We start from the raw sequence: 17,360 nt of genomic DNA, 5'->3' as shown, positions 1-17,360 counted from the left end.
AAATCCGGAAGGAGTGTAGTCTGTGGCAACTCCAGAATATGCTAACAATTTGTACGATCCTCTTATAGACGTTCAGAATCCCAGCCCACAAGCCACACCGGTATCCCCGGTTGTTCCTGGTCGTAGAATTGCGACTAGACCATGGGCAAAAGAAATTGTTACTTTAGCCGTAATAGGGTTTACAGCACTTATTCTCGTATTTACAAGTTTGATTACACAAGTAACAATTTCCAATCAGAACAGACAATTACAGGACTTACAAAATAATAATGTAACTGTATCAATTGAAAATAATAACTTAAACCAAGAAGTTCAAGAACTTTCGCGCTATAACCGGATTATGGAAATAGCTGAATCAATGGGACTAAAAATGAATGAAACCAATGTGAGGAATGTAACGCGATGAAAGATCAAAACAATCCACAAAAAAATAGACGCAACATGACGCGCGTGATGATGCTTCTGACTGGATTGGTATTCCTTCTATTTATCGTACGCTTTTCGACTATTATGATTACCAAATCGGTAAATGGCGAAAACTTAAGCGAGCGGATTGATGACTTGTATACTAGGAGTAGCATTCTACCGGCAAAAAGAGGAACCATCTATGATATTGGTGGAAACCCGATTGCTCTGGATGCTACTTCTTATTCGTTAATCGGTGTTTTGACTGATAAATGGAGCGAAGACAAAGAAAAGCCTAATCACATCGTTGATAAGGAAAAAACAGCAGAAGTACTCGCGAAGTATATTGATATGCCACGAGAAGAAATCTATAAAATAATCAGTCAGCCGGATGTTGACCAAGTTGAATTCGGGAATGCAGGTTCTGATTTATCTTATGGTGTTAAAATGAAAATTGAAGAAGAAAATGTACCGGGTCTGGTCTTTGAAGAGACACCGTCACGCTTGTATCCAAATGGTATCTTTGCGTCGCATTTAGTCGGCTACGCAGCTTTGGATGAAGAAGCTAAAACAGAAGGCGAATCTGTTCTGACAGGGCAGATGGGTGTCGAAAAAGCATACGATGACCTCTTAAAAGGTGTAGATGGTGAAGCTGTCCAACAACAAGATTCCTTAGGCTATGTTTTGCCGGGCGGAGAGATGGTTGTGGAAGAGCCGACAGACGGGAAAGACGTTTATTTAACGCTGGATCGTCGTCTGCAAACGTACTTAGAATCGTTGATGACGCAAGTCTACGAAGAAGCCCAACCTGAATCCATGGTGGCTATGTTAGTGAATCCCAAAACGGGAGCTGTTATGGCAGCGACGCAACGCCCAACCTTTAATGCAACAACGATGGAAGATATCGATTTGAAATGGCAGAATTTACTTGTTGAAGAATCGTTTGAACCAGGTTCAACCTTTAAAATTCTAACGGTTGCGGCTGCAGTAGAAGAAGGTGTGTTTAACCCTCATGTGACGTATCAATCCGGTTCGATTGCGGTTGAAGGCGGGATTGTTTCGGACTACAACAAAATCGGATGGGGCCAAATTTCTTATTTGGAAGGATTTGCACGTTCGAGTAACGTTGCAGTCGTAAAACTGATTGAACTAATGGGCTTTGATGTATGGGAATCGTATATGAAAGCTTTTGGTATCGCTACGTCAACGAATTCGGGATTGGACAGCGAAGCAACAGGGAATTATAACTATGATTACCCGTTGGAAAAAGCCAATACATCCTTTGGTCAAGGGGTGACTGTGACACCTTTCCAACTCGTTCAAGCCTTCACGGCAATTGCGAACGATGGGAAGATGATGAAACTTCACTATATTGATAAGGTTGTGGATCCAAAGACTGGCAAAGAAACAAAAACAGTGCCGGAAGAAGTTTCTTCACCTATTTCAGCTGAGACAGCACAATCAGTCTTACAGTATTTAACGGAAGTTGTTTATGCGGAATATGGTACTGCATCTGCTTATCAAATCGATAACGCTGAAGTAGGCGTGAAGACGGGGACAGCCGAATTGGTTAATCCTGATTCTGGCCGCTACTATACAGGTACTTATGAATATTTGTATTCCACAGCAGGCTTTGCGCCTATTGAAGACCCAGAATATATTCTCTATGTGACGTTGAAATTACCAAAAAATAATGAACAAAAATTATTTGTAGACTATTTATCGGATGTTTTTAATCCGTTGATGACCCGTGCCATTTCTTATGCGGAATTGGGAGAGGATTCGGATACACCGATTACCGAGGTAGAAATTCCCTCAGTCATTAACGAGGAAAAAGCGGCCGCGATTGATGTCTTGCAAATGAATGGCTTTAGCGCGATTGGTATTATCGGAAACGGTAGTCGTATTGTGCAACAATTCCCTGTTGAAGATACAACAACTATCTTGAACCAAAAAATCTTATTAATGACGGAAGGCGCAATGACGATGCCGGATGTCAGAGGTTGGTCAAGAGATGATGTCTTGAAAGTAGCTGAGATGACAGGTGTAACCTTTGAATTCGAAGGAGAGGGCTATGTGGTCCATCAAGAGTTGAGTGAAGGCTCACTTCTGAATCCGGAAGATTCCGTGAAAATTATTTTAGAATAACAAGCGCTAAGCTTTCACGCTTACAACAACTATATGAATTAGAGGAGGAATCGGTATGCAAGGAACCGAAATGTTGCTGCCGTTAGCATTTAGTTTTGCTTTAACAGTCAGCATCATGCCTATCTTTATTGGCTACTTTAAAATGCGCCGGTATGGACAAACAACGCGAGAGGAAGGACCGCTTTGGCATGAAGTAAAAAGTGGAACGCCAACAATGGGCGGACTAGTGTTTGTCGTTTCAGCAGCGTTAATCACGATTGGAATCGCAGCCTGGAAAGAAGTCTTAAACTACACAACACTCACATTACTTTTTACGCTCCTATTTTTTGCTTTGATTGGATTCTTAGATGATTTTATTATCATTTTCAAAAAACAAAACGAAGGATTGAAATCTAAACAGAAATTTATTGCCCAACTTGTTGGATCAGCAATCTTTGTTCTTTTATTTTCAATTAGTGGGGCAGAACCATTAATTACGTTACCAATCTTCGGTGCAGTCGATAATTGGATTGTATTTGCACTGTTTGCGATAATCTGGATTACGGGCTTTTCAAACGCTGTGAATCTAACAGATGGTTTGGATGGACTTGTAGCGGGGACTGCATCGATTGCGTATGGTGCGTATGCCTATATCGCCTATATCCAAGGTCAAACGGAAGTATTGTTGTTCTGTCTAACTATAATCGGCGGATTAATTGGTTTCTTTATTTATAATAAAAAACCAGCCAAAATTTTTATGGGGGATGTGGGATCGTTAGCTCTTGGAGCCAGTCTGGCAGTAGTCGCTTTAATGCTGCGTCTGGAGTGGAGCTTGTTAATTATTGGGTTGGTGTTCGTGATTGAAACGGCCAGCGTGATTCTTCAAGTTTCTTCGTTCAAATTGCGTGGCAAACGTATTTTCAAGATGAGCCCTATTCATCATCACTTCGAAATGAGTGGATGGAGTGAATGGCGTGTCGTTATCACATTCTGGTTGATCGGGTTAGTTGCAGCAATTATTGGCCTGATGTTATTTGTTTAACGGAGGAAAACACATGGTAAAACATACACGTTACGAAAATAAAAAAGTACTCGTTCTCGGCTTGGCTCTCAGCGGGTTTCATGCGGCAAAATTGTTGCATGAACTCGGAGCAATGGTAACTGTGAATGATTCTAAAGAATTAGCGGATAATCCGGATGCACAGGAATTAATTGCATCCGGTATTCGTGTTATATCAGGGTATCACCCGGTAGATTTATTGGATGAGTCGTTTGCTTATATTATTAAGAACCCGGGAATTCCTTATTCAAATGAAATGGTTCAACGTGCATTAGCACTGAATATCCCTATTTTTACTGAAGTGGAACTGGCTTATGAAATAATGGCAGCATCACTTATCGCGATTACCGGCTCAAATGGAAAAACGACGACAACGACGATGGTTCATGAAATCTTAAAACGAAACCGAAAAAAAGGCGTTGCGCACAAAGCCGGAAATATCGGTATTCCAGCATCAACGATAGCCAAAGAAGCACCGGCTGAGGATGATATCATCATGGAACTTTCTAGCTTCCAACTGATGGGTATTGATACGTACCATCCTGAGATTGCAGTTATTACGAATATTGGTTCTTCACATTTGGATTACCATGGGACAAGAGAAGCGTATGTCGAAGCAAAATGGCGTATTACAATGAACCAAACAGCCGAAGATTACCTTGTCTTAAACTGGGATCAAGAAGAATTGCGCGAACTATCAAAAACAGCTGCTGCGCAGATTGTTCCCTTCTCACGAATTGAGGTAGTCGAACAAGGTGCGTATGTCTTAGAAGAATGGCTGTACTTCAAAGGTGAGAAGATTATGCCAGTGGATGCAATAGGTGTTCCGGGCAGTCACAACGTTGAAAATGCTCTGGCAGCTATTGCAGTGGCAAAGTTAAAAGGGGCAGACAACGAATCAATTACCGAAGCATTGCGTGCATTTGGCGGCGTCAAACATCGGATTCAGTATGTAACAGAAGTTGCGGGTCGTGTCTTCTATAACGATTCAAAATCAACCAATATTACAGCTGCTCAAACAGCCCTTAATAGTTTCCCGGATAAATCTATTGTTTATTTGGCAGGTGGATTGGATCGTGGGAATTCATTTGATGAATTAATCCCTGCGATGAAAAACGTTCACACTATTATCGTTTTTGGTGAAACGAAAGAGCGCTTGAGCGATGCTGCCGAGAAAGCTGGCATTCCTACAATAATCGAAACAGAAACAATCACTACAGCAGTTCCGTTGGCACTGGATAACAGCCAAGAGGGCGACGTTATTCTGTTGTCACCAGCGTGTGCAAGCTGGGATCAATACAAAAACTTTGAAATTCGCGGGGACGCATTTATTGATGCCGTCCATGCATTGAAACATGAACAAGAGGAGGGATGACGTGAAAATATTACTATCTGGCGGCGGTACCGGTGGCCATATTTATCCGGCCCTGGCATTAATGCGCCGTATTAAAACCGTTCATCCGGATGCGGAATTTCTGTACGTAGGAACGGAACGTGGGTTGGAAAGCACGATTGTTCCCAAAGCAGGGGTTCCTTTTCGTTCAGTCGATATTCAAGGACTGAAACGTTCATTATCGCTTGATAATTTAAAAACAGTCTACTTGATGTTAACGAGCGTCCAAAAATCAAAAAAAATTGTAAAAGAATTTAATCCTGATGTTGTCATCGGGACAGGTGGCTATGTCTGTGCACCGGTTTTATATGCAGCTTCACGCTTAAATATTCCTACCGTTATTCATGAGCAAAATTCTGTCGCAGGCGTAACCAATAAATTTCTGGCTCGCTTTGTAGACCGTATTGCAATTTGTTTCGAAGATGTACGTCAAGACTTCGGAAAATATGGAAATAAAGTGGTCTACACGGGTAACCCGCGTGCACAGGAAGTAGTCGATATTACGGAGACAGCGAACTTGACCGATTATGGTCTATCAAATGATTTACCGACTGCCCTTGTTTTTGGTGGTAGTCGTGGTGCTGAGAAAATTAATCAATCGCTGGTAGAAGCAGCCGCTCGTTTTGCTGGTGAAAATATGCAGGCTATTTTGATTACTGGTGAGAGACATTTCGAAAAAGTTGAAAAACAAATTTCGAGTTTGCTACCCGGTATTTCAAATGTAAAGGTTCTGCCTTATACCGATAACATGCCGGCACTTTTCCGTAAAGTTGAACTTGTTGTCTGTCGCAGTGGTGCGACAACATTGACAGAATTAACAGCGCTGGGGATTCCAAGTGTTTTAATTCCAAGTCCCTATGTGACAGCGAATCATCAACTGCGAAACGCAGAAAGTTTGGCTAATAATGGTGCAGCTATGATTATTGAAGAAGCGGATTTGAATGGCACACGTTTATATGACACCATTGAACTATTGCTGACGAATAAAGAAAAACGCGAAAAGATGTCTGTACGTGCGATTGAATTGGGCGTTCCGGACGCGAGTGACCGCCTCTTTGCAGTCATGCAAGAAATCATGTAATCTCAGTCGGAGGTGAGCGCACAATGAGATGGTTTGGCTCCTGGAAAGAAAAAATGAATAAGCAAGCACAGCCAAGTAAAAAGAATTATTCTGTTTTGTACTTGGTATTCACAGTCGGTTTGATGATAACGGGATTTCTCATTTCGCCATATGGCAAAGTTGGAGAACTATTTGTAGAAGGAGATTCAACCATTCCGGATCAACTCGTTTTAGATGCTTCGAAGATTACATCAAAACAGACCGTTATTGGTACGTTAGCGAGTGAAAAAGCAATTGAAGCACAAATAATGGCCTCTTTGCCACAAGTTAAGGCTGTTACTGTCAAGCGTACCGGTTTAAATGATATCATTATTAAGGTAGCAGACTACCAAACACTCGCTTATTTGAGTGAAAACAACCGTTATCAGAGTATTCTGGAGAACGGAATGATTCTGAATGAATCATTAAAATTTCCAATGGGGAATAAACCATTGCTGACTAAGTTTGAACAAGGTCCGCTTTTGAATGAGTTTATCAGCGGTTTCAAAGATATGAGTAAAGATATTCATGATACGATTTCAGAGATTCAGTATATGGGTACAAAAACAAACCCTTATAAAATCTCGATTTATATGAATGATGGGAATCAAGTGATTGCCAATATCACTGACTTTTCTAACAAGTTAGCTTATTACCCTGATATCATACAAAAGTTGAAGGGAAAAAAAGGGATAATCGACATGGAGGTCGGCGTGTTTTTCACTCCGTTTAACAGTGTGACTGAGAAAGAAATTGATATAGAAACACAAACGGAAGAATAAACAAAAAAATCCTTTGATTAATTGTTAAAAAACTTAAAAACAGTGCGTGGTTATGCTAAAATAGATAAGGTATAAACATTTTTAGTAATTAGCAAAATAAAAACGAAGCAACATTGAACCATCAATATCACAAAGGTTATTTTTGTTTTATGCATGCATCAGTAAAATGGAGGTTTCAATAAAATGAAGAAACAAGGTTCATTTGTCAGCCTAGATATTGGAACCACTTCAATAAAAGTCGTTGTAGCGGAATATTATAACAATCAATTGAACGTTATTGGAGTAGGGAATGAAGTATCAAAAGGGCTCAATCGTGGTGTGATTGTCGATATTGACGAAACAGTCGCATCTATCAAAAAAGCAGTTGAACAAGCAGAAAAAAAATCTGGAACTAAAATTCAACAAGTAGTAGTAGGAATTCCTGGAAATCAAATCAGCATCGAGCCGTGCCATGGCATGTATGCCGTAGCGAGTGAAAACAAGGAAATTACAGACCGTGATGTTCAAAATGTTTTTGAAGCAGCACGTGTTCGGTCTTTACCGCCTGAACGTGAAATTATTTCTGTTATTCCAGAAGAATTCATCGTCGATGGCTTTGACGGTATCCGTGATCCACGTGGTATGATTGGTGTCCGTTTAGAATTATACGCAAGTATGATTACGGGACCAAAAACAATTATCCACAACATCAAGCGTTGTGTGGAACGTGCGGGCTTGGTTATCCAAGACATGGTTGTCCAACCCTTAGCTGTTTCAAGCATTGCGATGAACCGTGGTGAGCGTGATTTTGGAACGATTTTAATTGACATGGGTGGCGGTCAAACGACGGCATCTGTGATGCATGATAACCAATTGAAATTCGTGTATGTCGATCCAGAAGGCGGCAGCCTGGTCACAAAAGATATCTCCATTATCTTAAATACAACGATGGAAAATGCTGAGTACATTAAACGTGAATACGGCTATGCAATTCCTGAAGATGCTTCCGATGATGAATTTTTCCCAGTACCTGTTATTGGCAAAGAAGAGCCGGTTAAGGTTGATGAAAAATATTTATCTGAGATAATTGAAGCACGTGTTGTACAAATCTTTAACACAATCAAAAAAGCATTAGATCAAGTTGAAGCGCGTGAACTACCAGGCGGCATTGTCCTAACGGGTGGTGGATCCGCAATACCTGGCGTTTTGGAACTCGCAGAAGAAATCTTCGAAGTGAACGTGAAGCATTATGTTCCTGAAGAGATGGGGATGCGTAATCCGATTTTTGCAACAAGCTTGGGACTAATCAAATATATGGGCGAGCAAGATGAAATTAATCTGGTTGCGAAAAAGAAAGCAGGGAAACCTGTTCACGAAGCAGCGAAAGTTGTCCCAATGCAACATAAACAACAAAAGCCTGTTCAAATGCAACAAGAGCAGACACACATGCAACAACCAGAAGAAATGGCTGAGAATCAAAAGCCATCATTTATCGAACAAGCTAAACAATTCATACAATCTATCTTTGAATAATAGAGACAAGTAGGAGGAAAAGTAATGGAATTGGAATTCGACTCAATCATGAGTAGTGGAGCAAAAGTTAAAGTAATTGGTGTCGGTGGTGCCGGTGGGAACGCCGTTAACCGTATGATCGAAGAAGACGTTAAAGGCGTAGAATTTATCGTAGCAAATACAGATACACAAGCATTAAACGCTTCAAGAGCAGAAGTAAAAATTCAATTAGGACCTAAGCTAACAAAAGGACTAGGTGCTGGTTCAATTCCTGATATGGGACGCAAAGCTGCAGAAGAAAGTGAAGCACAATTAGCTGAAGCATTATCCGGAGCAGACATGATTTTCGTTACATGCGGAATGGGTGGCGGTACTGGTACTGGTGCAGCACCAATCGTTGCAAAAATTGCTAAAGAACAAGGTGCGTTAACAGTCGGCGTTGTAACACGTCCATTTAGCTTTGAAGGACCTAAGAGAGGTCGTCACGCTGCAGAAGGTATTGCAGAAATGAAACAAAATGTAGACACATTGGTTATTATTTCTAACAACCGTCTACTTGAAATTGTTGACAAGAAAACACCGATGTTGGAAGCGTTCCGTGAAGCTGACAACGTATTGCGTCAAGGTGTACAAGGTATTTCTGATCTCATTACAGCTCCAGGATATGTAAACTTAGACTTCGCAGACGTAAATACTGTTATGAAGGACCAAGGTTCAGCATTGATGGGTATCGGGGTTGCTTCTGGTGAGAACCGTACAGCTGAAGCGACTAAGAAAGCTATTTCTTCTCCATTGTTGGAAGTTTCTATCGATGGCGCAGAACAAATCCTATTGAACATCACAGGTGGTTCAGACTTAACATTGTTCGAAGCACAAGATGCATCTGATATTGTTGCACAAGCTTCTACAAGTGAAGTGAACATTATCTTCGGTACATCTATTAACGAAGATTTAGGCGACGAAGTAATCGTTACTGTTATTGCAACAGGTATCGATAACGACCGTAAAAAAGAAGAAAAAAAAGCTGCTAACCGTGGCGGAAGCCCCTTTCGTGGACGCAAAGAAGTAGCGCCACAACAAGCGCCTCAAATCGAAAGAGAAGAGCGCCAAGCAGCACCTGAAAAAGAAGTAGAACCAGAGAAAGATTTGTTTGGTGATTGGGACATTCGTCGTGAATCCAGCGTTCGTGACACGAATGTACAACCAACAAATGAGAACTATCCACGTTACCAACAAACGACTGAAGAAGAGTCCGGTGATGATGAATTAGAAACGCCACCATTCTTCCGTAAAAGACGTAGATAATCATGACTATTCTTTCAAATTGTCGTGAGATAGCTGCGACTATTGAAATGGAACTGAACGCCGTAAACCGTAACCGTGACGCAGTAACTTGCGTTGCGGTTACAAAATTACGGTCGCTGGAAGAAACAGAAGTTCTTTACGAACAAGGTTTGAATCATTTTGGCGAGAACCGAGTTGAAGGCTTAATTGAAAAGCAAGCGCATTTCAAGCAAACAGACATTAAATGGCACTTTATCGGTTCCTTACAGACCCGAAAAGTGAAAGATGTGATTAACCGAATTGATTATTTCCACGCGTTGGATCGTGAATCCTTAGCAAAAGAAATAAACAAACGCGCCGAAAAACAAATGGCCTGTTTCGTACAGGTAAATGTCGCAGGCGAAGCATCGAAACATGGTCTGTCACCTGAAGAACTGCAAGATTTTATTACGCTGTTAGAAGCTTATCCACAGATTCAAGTGGTTGGTTTAATGACAATGGCACCCATTGATGCAGACGACGAAACGTTGCATCGCATTTTTTATCAATTGAAAAAATTACAAGAAGCAGTAGCGGAGAGAAATCTACCCTATGCTCCGTGTACTGAAACGAGCATGGGTATGAGCCGTGACTATCCGATTGCTATCCAAGAAGGGGCAACGTTTGTCCGTATTGGCTCATCTTTTTTTGAAGAGACTGAATAACGATAAAGTGAGGAAGTACGATGAGTATCAAAGATAGTTTTCGAAACTTTTTTGGATTAGATGACGAAATAGAGCCGGTTGACGACTATTCTCCTTCTAATGAATATGAATCCGAAGCCACTCACAGACCAATGATCCAACCGAGAGGTAAAGTTATCCCAATGGGGAAACGCCAAGCCAATCAGAAATCAAGTATTCACATTATAGAACCGCGTGTTTACTCAGAATCTGAGCGGATAGTGGATTATTTACTTAATAATGAGTCTGTTCTTCTGAATTTCCAGCGAATGGAACATGATCAAGCGGTCAAAGTCATTGACTTTGTCGCAGGCTCAGTCTATGCCATCAGTGGTGACATTAAGCAAGTAGGCGAAGGTATTTTCCTTTGTACGCCACACGATGTCGAAATCGCTAAAATGGAAACAGAAGAACCACGCGATAATTATTACTACTAATCTGACACCATGCAAAAAACATGGTAAGAAAGGAGTCACGAATGGCACGAATATTAATATGGTTGTTGGATGTGGTTCCAACTGTTATTAACGCTTATTCGACTTTACTCGTTATCTATGCGTTGCTAACATGGTTGCCAAATGCACAAACCTCCAGATTCGGGCAATTCGTTGCGCGACTGGTCGAACCTTATTTAAACGTTTTTCGTCGTATTATCCCTTCAGTAGGAATGGTTAGTTTTAGTGTTTTATTTGCAATATTATTTCTACGTTTAGTGGAGTACGGCGCACAGGCAATTCTTATATTTCTTCTTCGCTTAGTCCTATAGTCAGGAATGGAGGGGAGCACGATGGAGCAAGTGTACCAACATTTTCGTAAAGAAGAACAACCGTTTATTGATATGGTCGAATCTTGGGTCGTACAGGTGCAGCAACAATATGCACCGTACCTCACCGACTTTCTTGATCCGCGGCAACAATACATCATTGAGATGGTAATCGGTAAAAGAGGCGAAGTTCGCACACAGTTTTATGGTGGTTATGAAGCTGCCGAGAGAAAGCGTGCCTTGATTTATCCGGATTATTTCCAACCCAAGTTGGAAGACTTCGAACTGCTTTTGATCGAAGTGAATTATCCCGAAAAGTTTACAACCTTGTCTCATGGACAAATACTAGGTACCTTAGTGGGATCTGGTCTGCGCCGTGAGATGTTTGGTGATATTATGTCGGATGGAGTGCGTTGGCAGTTTTATGTATCTGAGTCAGTGCGGGACTATGTATTGTCTCAAGTGACAAAGGTAGGTAAGACAACCGTTCGCTTAGAACAAAAAGAATATACAGATTTACTGGTTCCAACTGATGATTGGGCCGTTGAACATGATACAGTCAGCTCGCTTCGCATAGATACCTTAATTTCTTCTGTCTACAATATTTCGCGTCAACGCGCAAAAGAACTTGTTTCAGGAGGAAAGGTCAAACTGAACTGGGCAACCTATGACCGTCCCGACTTTGAATTGGGTCTGCGGGACATTCTCTCAATAAGAGGGTATGGACGTATCCAACTTAGAGAAATTGAAGGAAAATCAAAAAAAGATAAATGGCGCATTGAAATAGGCGTCCTTCGTAAATGAACAAAGTTGAGAGGAATGGTAGAGACATGGCAATAACACCGTTAGATATCCAACACAAAGAATTTGATGCAAAAATGAGAGGCTATGACAAAGAACAAGTCGATGACTTTCTGGATCAGGTAAAACATGAATTTGAGTTGTTACTGAAAGATCAAAAAGATGCAGAAAAAAATCTTAAGTTCGCCGAAGAGAAATTACAACATTTTGAGACACTTCAAGATGCTCTTAATAAATCTATTGTCGTTGCACAGGATGCAGCCGATCGTTTGAAAGAAAATGCACGTAAAGAAGCTGAAATAATTTTATTTGAAGCTGAAAAAAGTGCAGATAAATTATTGAAAGAAGCCGCTGAAAAAGCAGATGACATTAATCGCGAAACAGCAAATGTTCGTCGTGAAAGTCGTAACTTCAGACAAAAACTACAATTGATGGTTGAAACGCAAATGAATTTAATCAATAATGAAGAATGGGATATCTTGTTGAACACAACACCTGAAAAAGATATTCATACACCGACATTGGATGAAGTATTGATGAATCGCACTCATAAAGTTGATGATTTGGCGAAAGCATCCAATTTTGATACAGAAGTTACCGAAGACGAAGATGAAGGACAAGTAGAAGCTATTGATATTTCTACAGAAACAAAGTAGAATACATGAGTAATTAATGATTGGAACAACCGGAATTTATATACTTATAGCGAGTTGACGAACGGTGCAAGGTCAACAGTCTCTGTAAATAAAGGATCATCCATGAAATATTTTGCTGAACAATGTAGTAAGCAAAGTCGCTTAAACAGCGTTAACCGTTTCCGAGAGAAAGCTTATTTAATGCTTTAAAATTGGGTGGTACCACGAAGACTTCGTCCCTATACCAGGGAGGAGTCTTTTTATTTTCCCGAAAAAAATAAATTAATGGAGGAATACAATTCATGAAAATGAAAGAAACCCTGCTTTTAGGAAAAACTGCTTTTCCTATGAAAGCAAACTTGCCAGTCCGTGAACTAGAACGCGAAAAAGAGTGGGAAGAAAACCGCGTTTATGAGAAACGTCAAGAGAAGAATGCTGGCAAACCAACGTTTGTCTTACACGATGGCCCGCCATATGCAAACGGTGCAGTCCACATGGGACATGCCTTGAACAAAATCAGTAAAGACATTATCGTACGTTCAAAATCAATGGCAGGCTTCAGAGCGCCGTACGTACCCGGTTGGGATACGCATGGTTTGCCAATCGAACAAGCTTTGACTAACTCAGGTGTAAACCGTAAAGAAATGAGTTTAGCTGAGTTCCGTAAGATGTGTGAAGATTACGCATGGCAACAAATTGACGGCCAACGTATCGTATTCAAACGCTTGGGAATCGCCGGCGATTGGGATGAGCCTTATGTAACGATGACTCCGGAATACGAAGAAGCAGAAATCCGTGTATTCGGTAAAATGGCTGAAAAAGGCTATATTTACAAAGGTTTGAAACCTATTTACTGGTCACCATCGAGTGAATCATCATTAGCTGAAGCAGAAATTGAATATAAAGATGTGAAATCTGCATCTATTTATGTTTCTTTCCCAGTTAAAGATGGTAAAGGTTTGTTGGAGTCAGATACATCATTTGTAATCTGGACAACAACACCATGGACATTGCCTGCTAACTTGGGTATTTCTGTCCATCCTGATTTCAAATATGTGCAAGTTGAAGCAGACGGTAAAAAATTCGTTGTGGCTGAAGGATTGCTTGAAACAGTAACCAATGAAATTGGTTGGGAGTCTGTTTCAGTATTGAAAGAGTTGGGCGGCTACGAATTAGACCGCATGACAGCACAACATCCGTTCTACGACCGCGAATCACTCGTAATGACCGGAGATCACGTAACATTGGAAGCTGGTACAGGACTTGTGCATACGGCTCCAGGACACGGGGATGACGACTACATTATTGGTCGTAAATACGGTTTAGACGTTCTTTCTCCAGTTGACGACCGTGGATGCTTCACAAATGAAGCACCTGGTTTTGAAGGTATCTTCTACGATAAAGCAAACAAATTGATTACAGAATTGTTGGAAGAAAAAGGGCACTTATTGAAATTAGACTTCTTCACGCACAGCTACCCGCATGACTGGCGTACGAAAAAACCGGTTATCTTCCGGGCAACACCACAATGGTTTGCATCAATCGATAAATTCCGTCAAGATATCTTGGACGAAATCGAGAATGTGAATTGGATTCACCCATCCGGTAAAGTACGTATTCACAACATGATCCGCGACCGTGGTGACTGGGTTATTTCCCGTCAACGTGTATGGGGTGTTCCGCTGCCAATTTTCTACGCAGAAAATAACGAACCAATTATCACACCAGAAACAATTGATCATGTAGCGAAATTAATCGGCGAAAATGGTTCAAATGTTTGGTTTGAACGTGAAGCGAAGGATTTACTACCAGAAGGCTTTACGCATGAAGGTAGCCCGAACGGTTTATTTACAAAAGAAACAGATATCATGGACGTTTGGTTTGACTCTGGTTCTTCACATGAAGCAGTCTTGCGTAAGCGCGATGATTTAACTTTCCCAGCAGATATGTACTTGGAAGGATCCGACCAATACCGTGGTTGGTTCAACTCAAGTTTGACAACAAGTGTGGCTATCAACGAAGTTGCGCCATATAAGAATGTCCTTTCCCAAGGGTTCGTCTTGGACGGCGAAGGCCGCAAAATGAGTAAATCAATCGGTAATACTGTTCTTCCTGAGAAAGTAATTAAGAACATGGGTGCTGACATTATCCGTCTATGGGTATCTTCTGTTGACTACGAATCAGATGTTCGTATCAGTGATGATATCTTGAAACAAGTATCTGAAACATACCGTAAAATCCGTAACACCATGCGTTTCTTGGTCGCAAATACAGAAGACTTCAATCCTTCAGAGCACCGCGTTGCTTATGAAGAATTGCGCTCTGTCGATAAGTATATTGTTATCCGCTTGAACGAAGTAATTGAAACTTGTTTGGCTGCTTATAAAGAGTATAAATTCTCTGCAATCTATCAAACAATCATGAACTTCTGTACATTGGAACTTTCTGCTTTCTATTTGAACTTCGCTAAAGACGTTGTTTATATCGAAAGTGAAAATGACAAAGTACGTCGTTCAATGCAAACAGTATTCTACGATGCGCTTGCGAGCATTACGCGTCTCTTGACACCAATCGTTCCACATACAACTGAAGAAATTTGGGAGTATTTGAAAGAGGAAGAGGAGTACGCACAATTAGCAGACTTCCCAGAAGCAGTTACTGTTTCTGATAAAGCTGAAGTATTAGCTGTTTGGGAGAAATTCATGGATGTCCGTGATGACATCTTGAAATCACTTGAAGAAGCACGTAACGAAAAAACAATTGGTAAATCATTTGAAGCGCATTTGACACTACATGCCAATGCAGAAACATTTGAATTACTAACAGAAATCAGTAAAGATTCTGATCTCGCACAACTCTTAATTGTATCGCAATTGGATGTTGTTCAAGCAGATCAAGCTGAAGCAATTCGTGTTGAAGTTGCACATGCAGAAGGCGAAACATGCCAACGTTGTCGTGCAATCAAACCCGAAGTGGGAACAATCGAAGATGCGCCTACACTATGTGAGCGCTGTGCAGACATCGTCCGTACAGAATTCCCAGAAGCATTGGTTCCAGAAACAGAAGCAGAATAAGAAATTTTAAAAGCATCCGCTATTCCTTTAACAAGGGATGGTGGATGCTTTTTTAGTTTAAGTAACCAAAGTCTGCACAAGTTTGAGGTAGTCTAAATAGTGGACACAGCAACTCCGCCATTTTTTTATTATAATAGGGTTAATCAAAAAAAGGATGTGTTCATGATGGTTGGTAAATATCTCGATCCAGAATATAAAGATTATCTTTGTCGTCTAGTCGTTGAAGACAAGCGAAAAGTCACCGAACTTGCCCGAGAATTGAACATCTCTCACTCCACACTTCAGAAATGGGTTGGTATGTATAAGAAAAACCAATCCGTTTTTAAGCCTCAGCCTCAGAATCCATCGCCAAAGGCGGGATTTAAAACTGTGAGCGACTTTGAAAAAGAAATACGGGAACGAGATAAGCAAATTGCCAAACTAGAAGAACAGAATGCCATCCTAAAAAAAGCGATGCATGTCTTCACGCAAAGTCCGGATTAAAATTCCAGTTTATGGCTGCCCACCGAGGTGAATTCTCAATTGTGGGGATGTGCGAAGCTTTGGGGGTATCGAAGAGCGGATATTACAATTGGCTTACCACGAAAGAGCGCGGACTGACCGAAACGCAACAGTCTCGCGAGAACCTGAAGATAGATATTACACACTCTTTCCACCAAAGTTTCGGCACCTATGGCGCTCCTCGCATTAAGAAAGATATGGAAGAAGCCGGTTATAACGTATCGGAGAAAACCGTGGGCCGTCTCATGGCGGAATTGGGATTATACGCGTGCAAGCAGAAAAACTTTGTCATCACAACAGATTCGGATCATGCCTATCCTGTATCTCGTAATCTTCTGCGCCAAAATTTTAAAGTTAAAAAACCAAACCAGGTGTGGGTATCCGATTTGACCTATATCTGGACGAGTGAGGGGTGGGTATATCTGTCCAGTGTCATGGACCTTTATTCGCGTAAAATCATAGGCTGGGAAGTGACTGATCACATGCGGACCGAAGGCCCACTGGCAGCTCTTGAAATGGCCATCTTATTCCGCAATCCTGGTAGCAATTTAATCCATCATTCGGACCGTGGAAGCCAATACGCTTCGAATAAATACCGCGACAAGTTAGAAAGTATCAAGGCAAAAAGTAGTATGAGTAGGTGCGGCAACCCCTATGACAATGCTTGTATGGAATCTTTCTTTGCGACTCTCAAGAAAGAATGGGTGTACCGGCATTCTTTCAGAACAAAAGAAGAAGCCACTCATAAAATAAACTGGTTCATTTCTTCTTTCTATAACTCAGTTCGTCGCCACTCAAACAATGAGTACCTTTCACCGGATAACTTTGAATATCGGTATCAAGTCGTCGAAAAGAGCGCTTCTTATCCTAAAAAAATTCTTTATGAATGTCTTTCGCATCTTGCCTGCGCTCTTTGATTTATTCATTTATTTTTTGACCGTATTCTCTTTTTCAGTGTCCATTTTCTTGACATAATTCCAAAGTTTGCTCAAATTTAAGAAGTTGTGCAGACATTGGGCAATAGTCTGCACAAGATTGCCTAAATTTAAGAAGTTGTGCAGACTATCAAAGATAATTAATGAGCGCGATGATAACGCCCACTCAAACGGCTTTCAAGATTTGAGTTGCCCAATTCCATGAGTCCCAAAATTTTGTGTTTCTCTTGCGAAACGGTTCAGCTTTGGTTAGAGTTAAGCCTATGAATGAGTTTAAGATTATTAGAG

16 protein-coding genes and 1 other annotated feature are annotated in these 17,360 nt (G+C 41.0%); all 16 genes read left to right on the top strand.

The window, feature by feature from the left end:
- Positions 1-22: 22 nt before the first annotated feature.
- The 16 genes from ftsL (at position 23) to G7058_RS02700 (ending at position 17,054) form a co-directional block, all read left to right on the top strand.
- On the top strand, positions 23-406 hold the full coding sequence (gene ftsL / locus G7058_RS02775; RefSeq protein ID WP_166062118.1) for a cell division protein FtsL: 384 nt from the start codon (positions 23-25) through the stop codon (positions 404-406).
- On the top strand, positions 403-2,553 hold the full coding sequence (locus G7058_RS02770; RefSeq protein WP_166062117.1) for a penicillin-binding transpeptidase domain-containing protein: 2,151 nt from the start codon (positions 403-405) through the stop codon (positions 2,551-2,553). The genes ftsL and G7058_RS02770 overlap by 4 nt, the downstream gene beginning before the upstream one ends.
- A gap of 55 nt (positions 2,554-2,608) precedes the next feature.
- Positions 2,609-3,574, top strand: a complete 966-nt coding sequence (gene mraY, locus G7058_RS02765; RefSeq protein ID WP_166062116.1) for a phospho-N-acetylmuramoyl-pentapeptide-transferase — start codon at positions 2,609-2,611, stop codon at positions 3,572-3,574.
- Positions 3,575-3,587: 13 nt separating this feature from the next.
- Positions 3,588-4,967 carry a UDP-N-acetylmuramoyl-L-alanine--D-glutamate ligase gene (gene murD / locus G7058_RS02760; protein WP_166062115.1) on the top strand — a complete coding sequence of 460 codons (1,380 nt, stop codon included), beginning with the start codon at positions 3,588-3,590 and terminating at the stop codon, positions 4,965-4,967.
- A 1-nt stretch (position 4,968) separates the two neighbouring features.
- Positions 4,969-6,066, top strand: coding sequence for an undecaprenyldiphospho-muramoylpentapeptide beta-N-acetylglucosaminyltransferase (gene murG / locus G7058_RS02755; RefSeq protein ID WP_166062114.1), 1,098 nt, complete (start codon positions 4,969-4,971; stop codon positions 6,064-6,066).
- 23 nt (positions 6,067-6,089) lie between these two features.
- Positions 6,090-6,866 (top strand): cell division protein FtsQ/DivIB, encoded by a 777-nt coding sequence (locus G7058_RS02750; protein ID WP_166062113.1) that lies wholly within the window; start codon positions 6,090-6,092, stop codon positions 6,864-6,866.
- Positions 6,867-7,049: 183 nt separating this feature from the next.
- Positions 7,050-8,378: a cell division protein FtsA gene (gene ftsA / locus G7058_RS02745; protein WP_166062112.1), complete on the top strand. Its 1,329-nt coding sequence runs from the start codon at positions 7,050-7,052 to the stop codon at positions 8,376-8,378.
- Positions 8,379-8,402: 24 nt separating this feature from the next.
- Positions 8,403-9,662 (top strand): cell division protein FtsZ, encoded by a 1,260-nt coding sequence (ftsZ, locus tag G7058_RS02740; RefSeq protein WP_166062111.1) that lies wholly within the window; start codon positions 8,403-8,405, stop codon positions 9,660-9,662.
- Positions 9,663-9,664: 2 nt separating this feature from the next.
- Positions 9,665-10,345: a YggS family pyridoxal phosphate-dependent enzyme gene (locus tag G7058_RS02735; RefSeq protein WP_166062110.1), complete on the top strand. Its 681-nt coding sequence runs from the start codon at positions 9,665-9,667 to the stop codon at positions 10,343-10,345.
- Positions 10,346-10,365: 20 nt separating this feature from the next.
- The gene (locus G7058_RS02730; protein WP_166062109.1) at positions 10,366-10,800 is read left to right on the top strand and encodes a cell division protein SepF; all 435 of its coding nucleotides are present in this window, start codon (positions 10,366-10,368) and stop codon (positions 10,798-10,800) included.
- Positions 10,801-10,841: 41 nt separating this feature from the next.
- Positions 10,842-11,129 (top strand): YggT family protein, encoded by a 288-nt coding sequence (locus tag G7058_RS02725; RefSeq protein WP_166062108.1) that lies wholly within the window; start codon positions 10,842-10,844, stop codon positions 11,127-11,129.
- A 21-nt stretch (positions 11,130-11,150) separates the two neighbouring features.
- Positions 11,151-11,930 carry a YlmH family RNA-binding protein gene (locus G7058_RS02720; protein WP_166062107.1) on the top strand — a complete coding sequence of 260 codons (780 nt, stop codon included), beginning with the start codon at positions 11,151-11,153 and terminating at the stop codon, positions 11,928-11,930.
- A 26-nt stretch (positions 11,931-11,956) separates the two neighbouring features.
- Positions 11,957-12,583, top strand: coding sequence for a DivIVA domain-containing protein (locus G7058_RS02715; RefSeq protein WP_166062106.1), 627 nt, complete (start codon positions 11,957-11,959; stop codon positions 12,581-12,583).
- A gap of 7 nt (positions 12,584-12,590) precedes the next feature.
- Positions 12,591-12,806, top strand: a binding site (T-box leader).
- A 58-nt stretch (positions 12,807-12,864) separates the two neighbouring features.
- Positions 12,865-15,636, top strand: a complete 2,772-nt coding sequence (gene ileS / locus G7058_RS02710) for an isoleucine--tRNA ligase (protein ID WP_166062105.1) — start codon at positions 12,865-12,867, stop codon at positions 15,634-15,636.
- A gap of 162 nt (positions 15,637-15,798) precedes the next feature.
- On the top strand, positions 15,799-16,119 hold the full coding sequence (locus G7058_RS02705; RefSeq protein WP_166062104.1) for a transposase: 321 nt from the start codon (positions 15,799-15,801) through the stop codon (positions 16,117-16,119).
- Positions 16,120-16,130: 11 nt separating this feature from the next.
- Complete coding sequence (locus tag G7058_RS02700) at positions 16,131-17,054, top strand: IS3 family transposase (protein ID WP_166062103.1); 924 nt, start codon at positions 16,131-16,133, stop codon at positions 17,052-17,054.
- The last annotated feature ends 306 nt before the right edge of the window (positions 17,055-17,360 follow it).

It is taken from the genome of Jeotgalibaca porci, from assembly GCF_011299095.1.
Classification (GTDB): Bacteria; Bacillota; Bacilli; order Lactobacillales; family Aerococcaceae; genus Jeotgalibaca; species Jeotgalibaca porci.
Note: the sequence above shows the minus strand (reverse complement) of the source record. Positions and strands in the feature narration are given on the sequence as shown.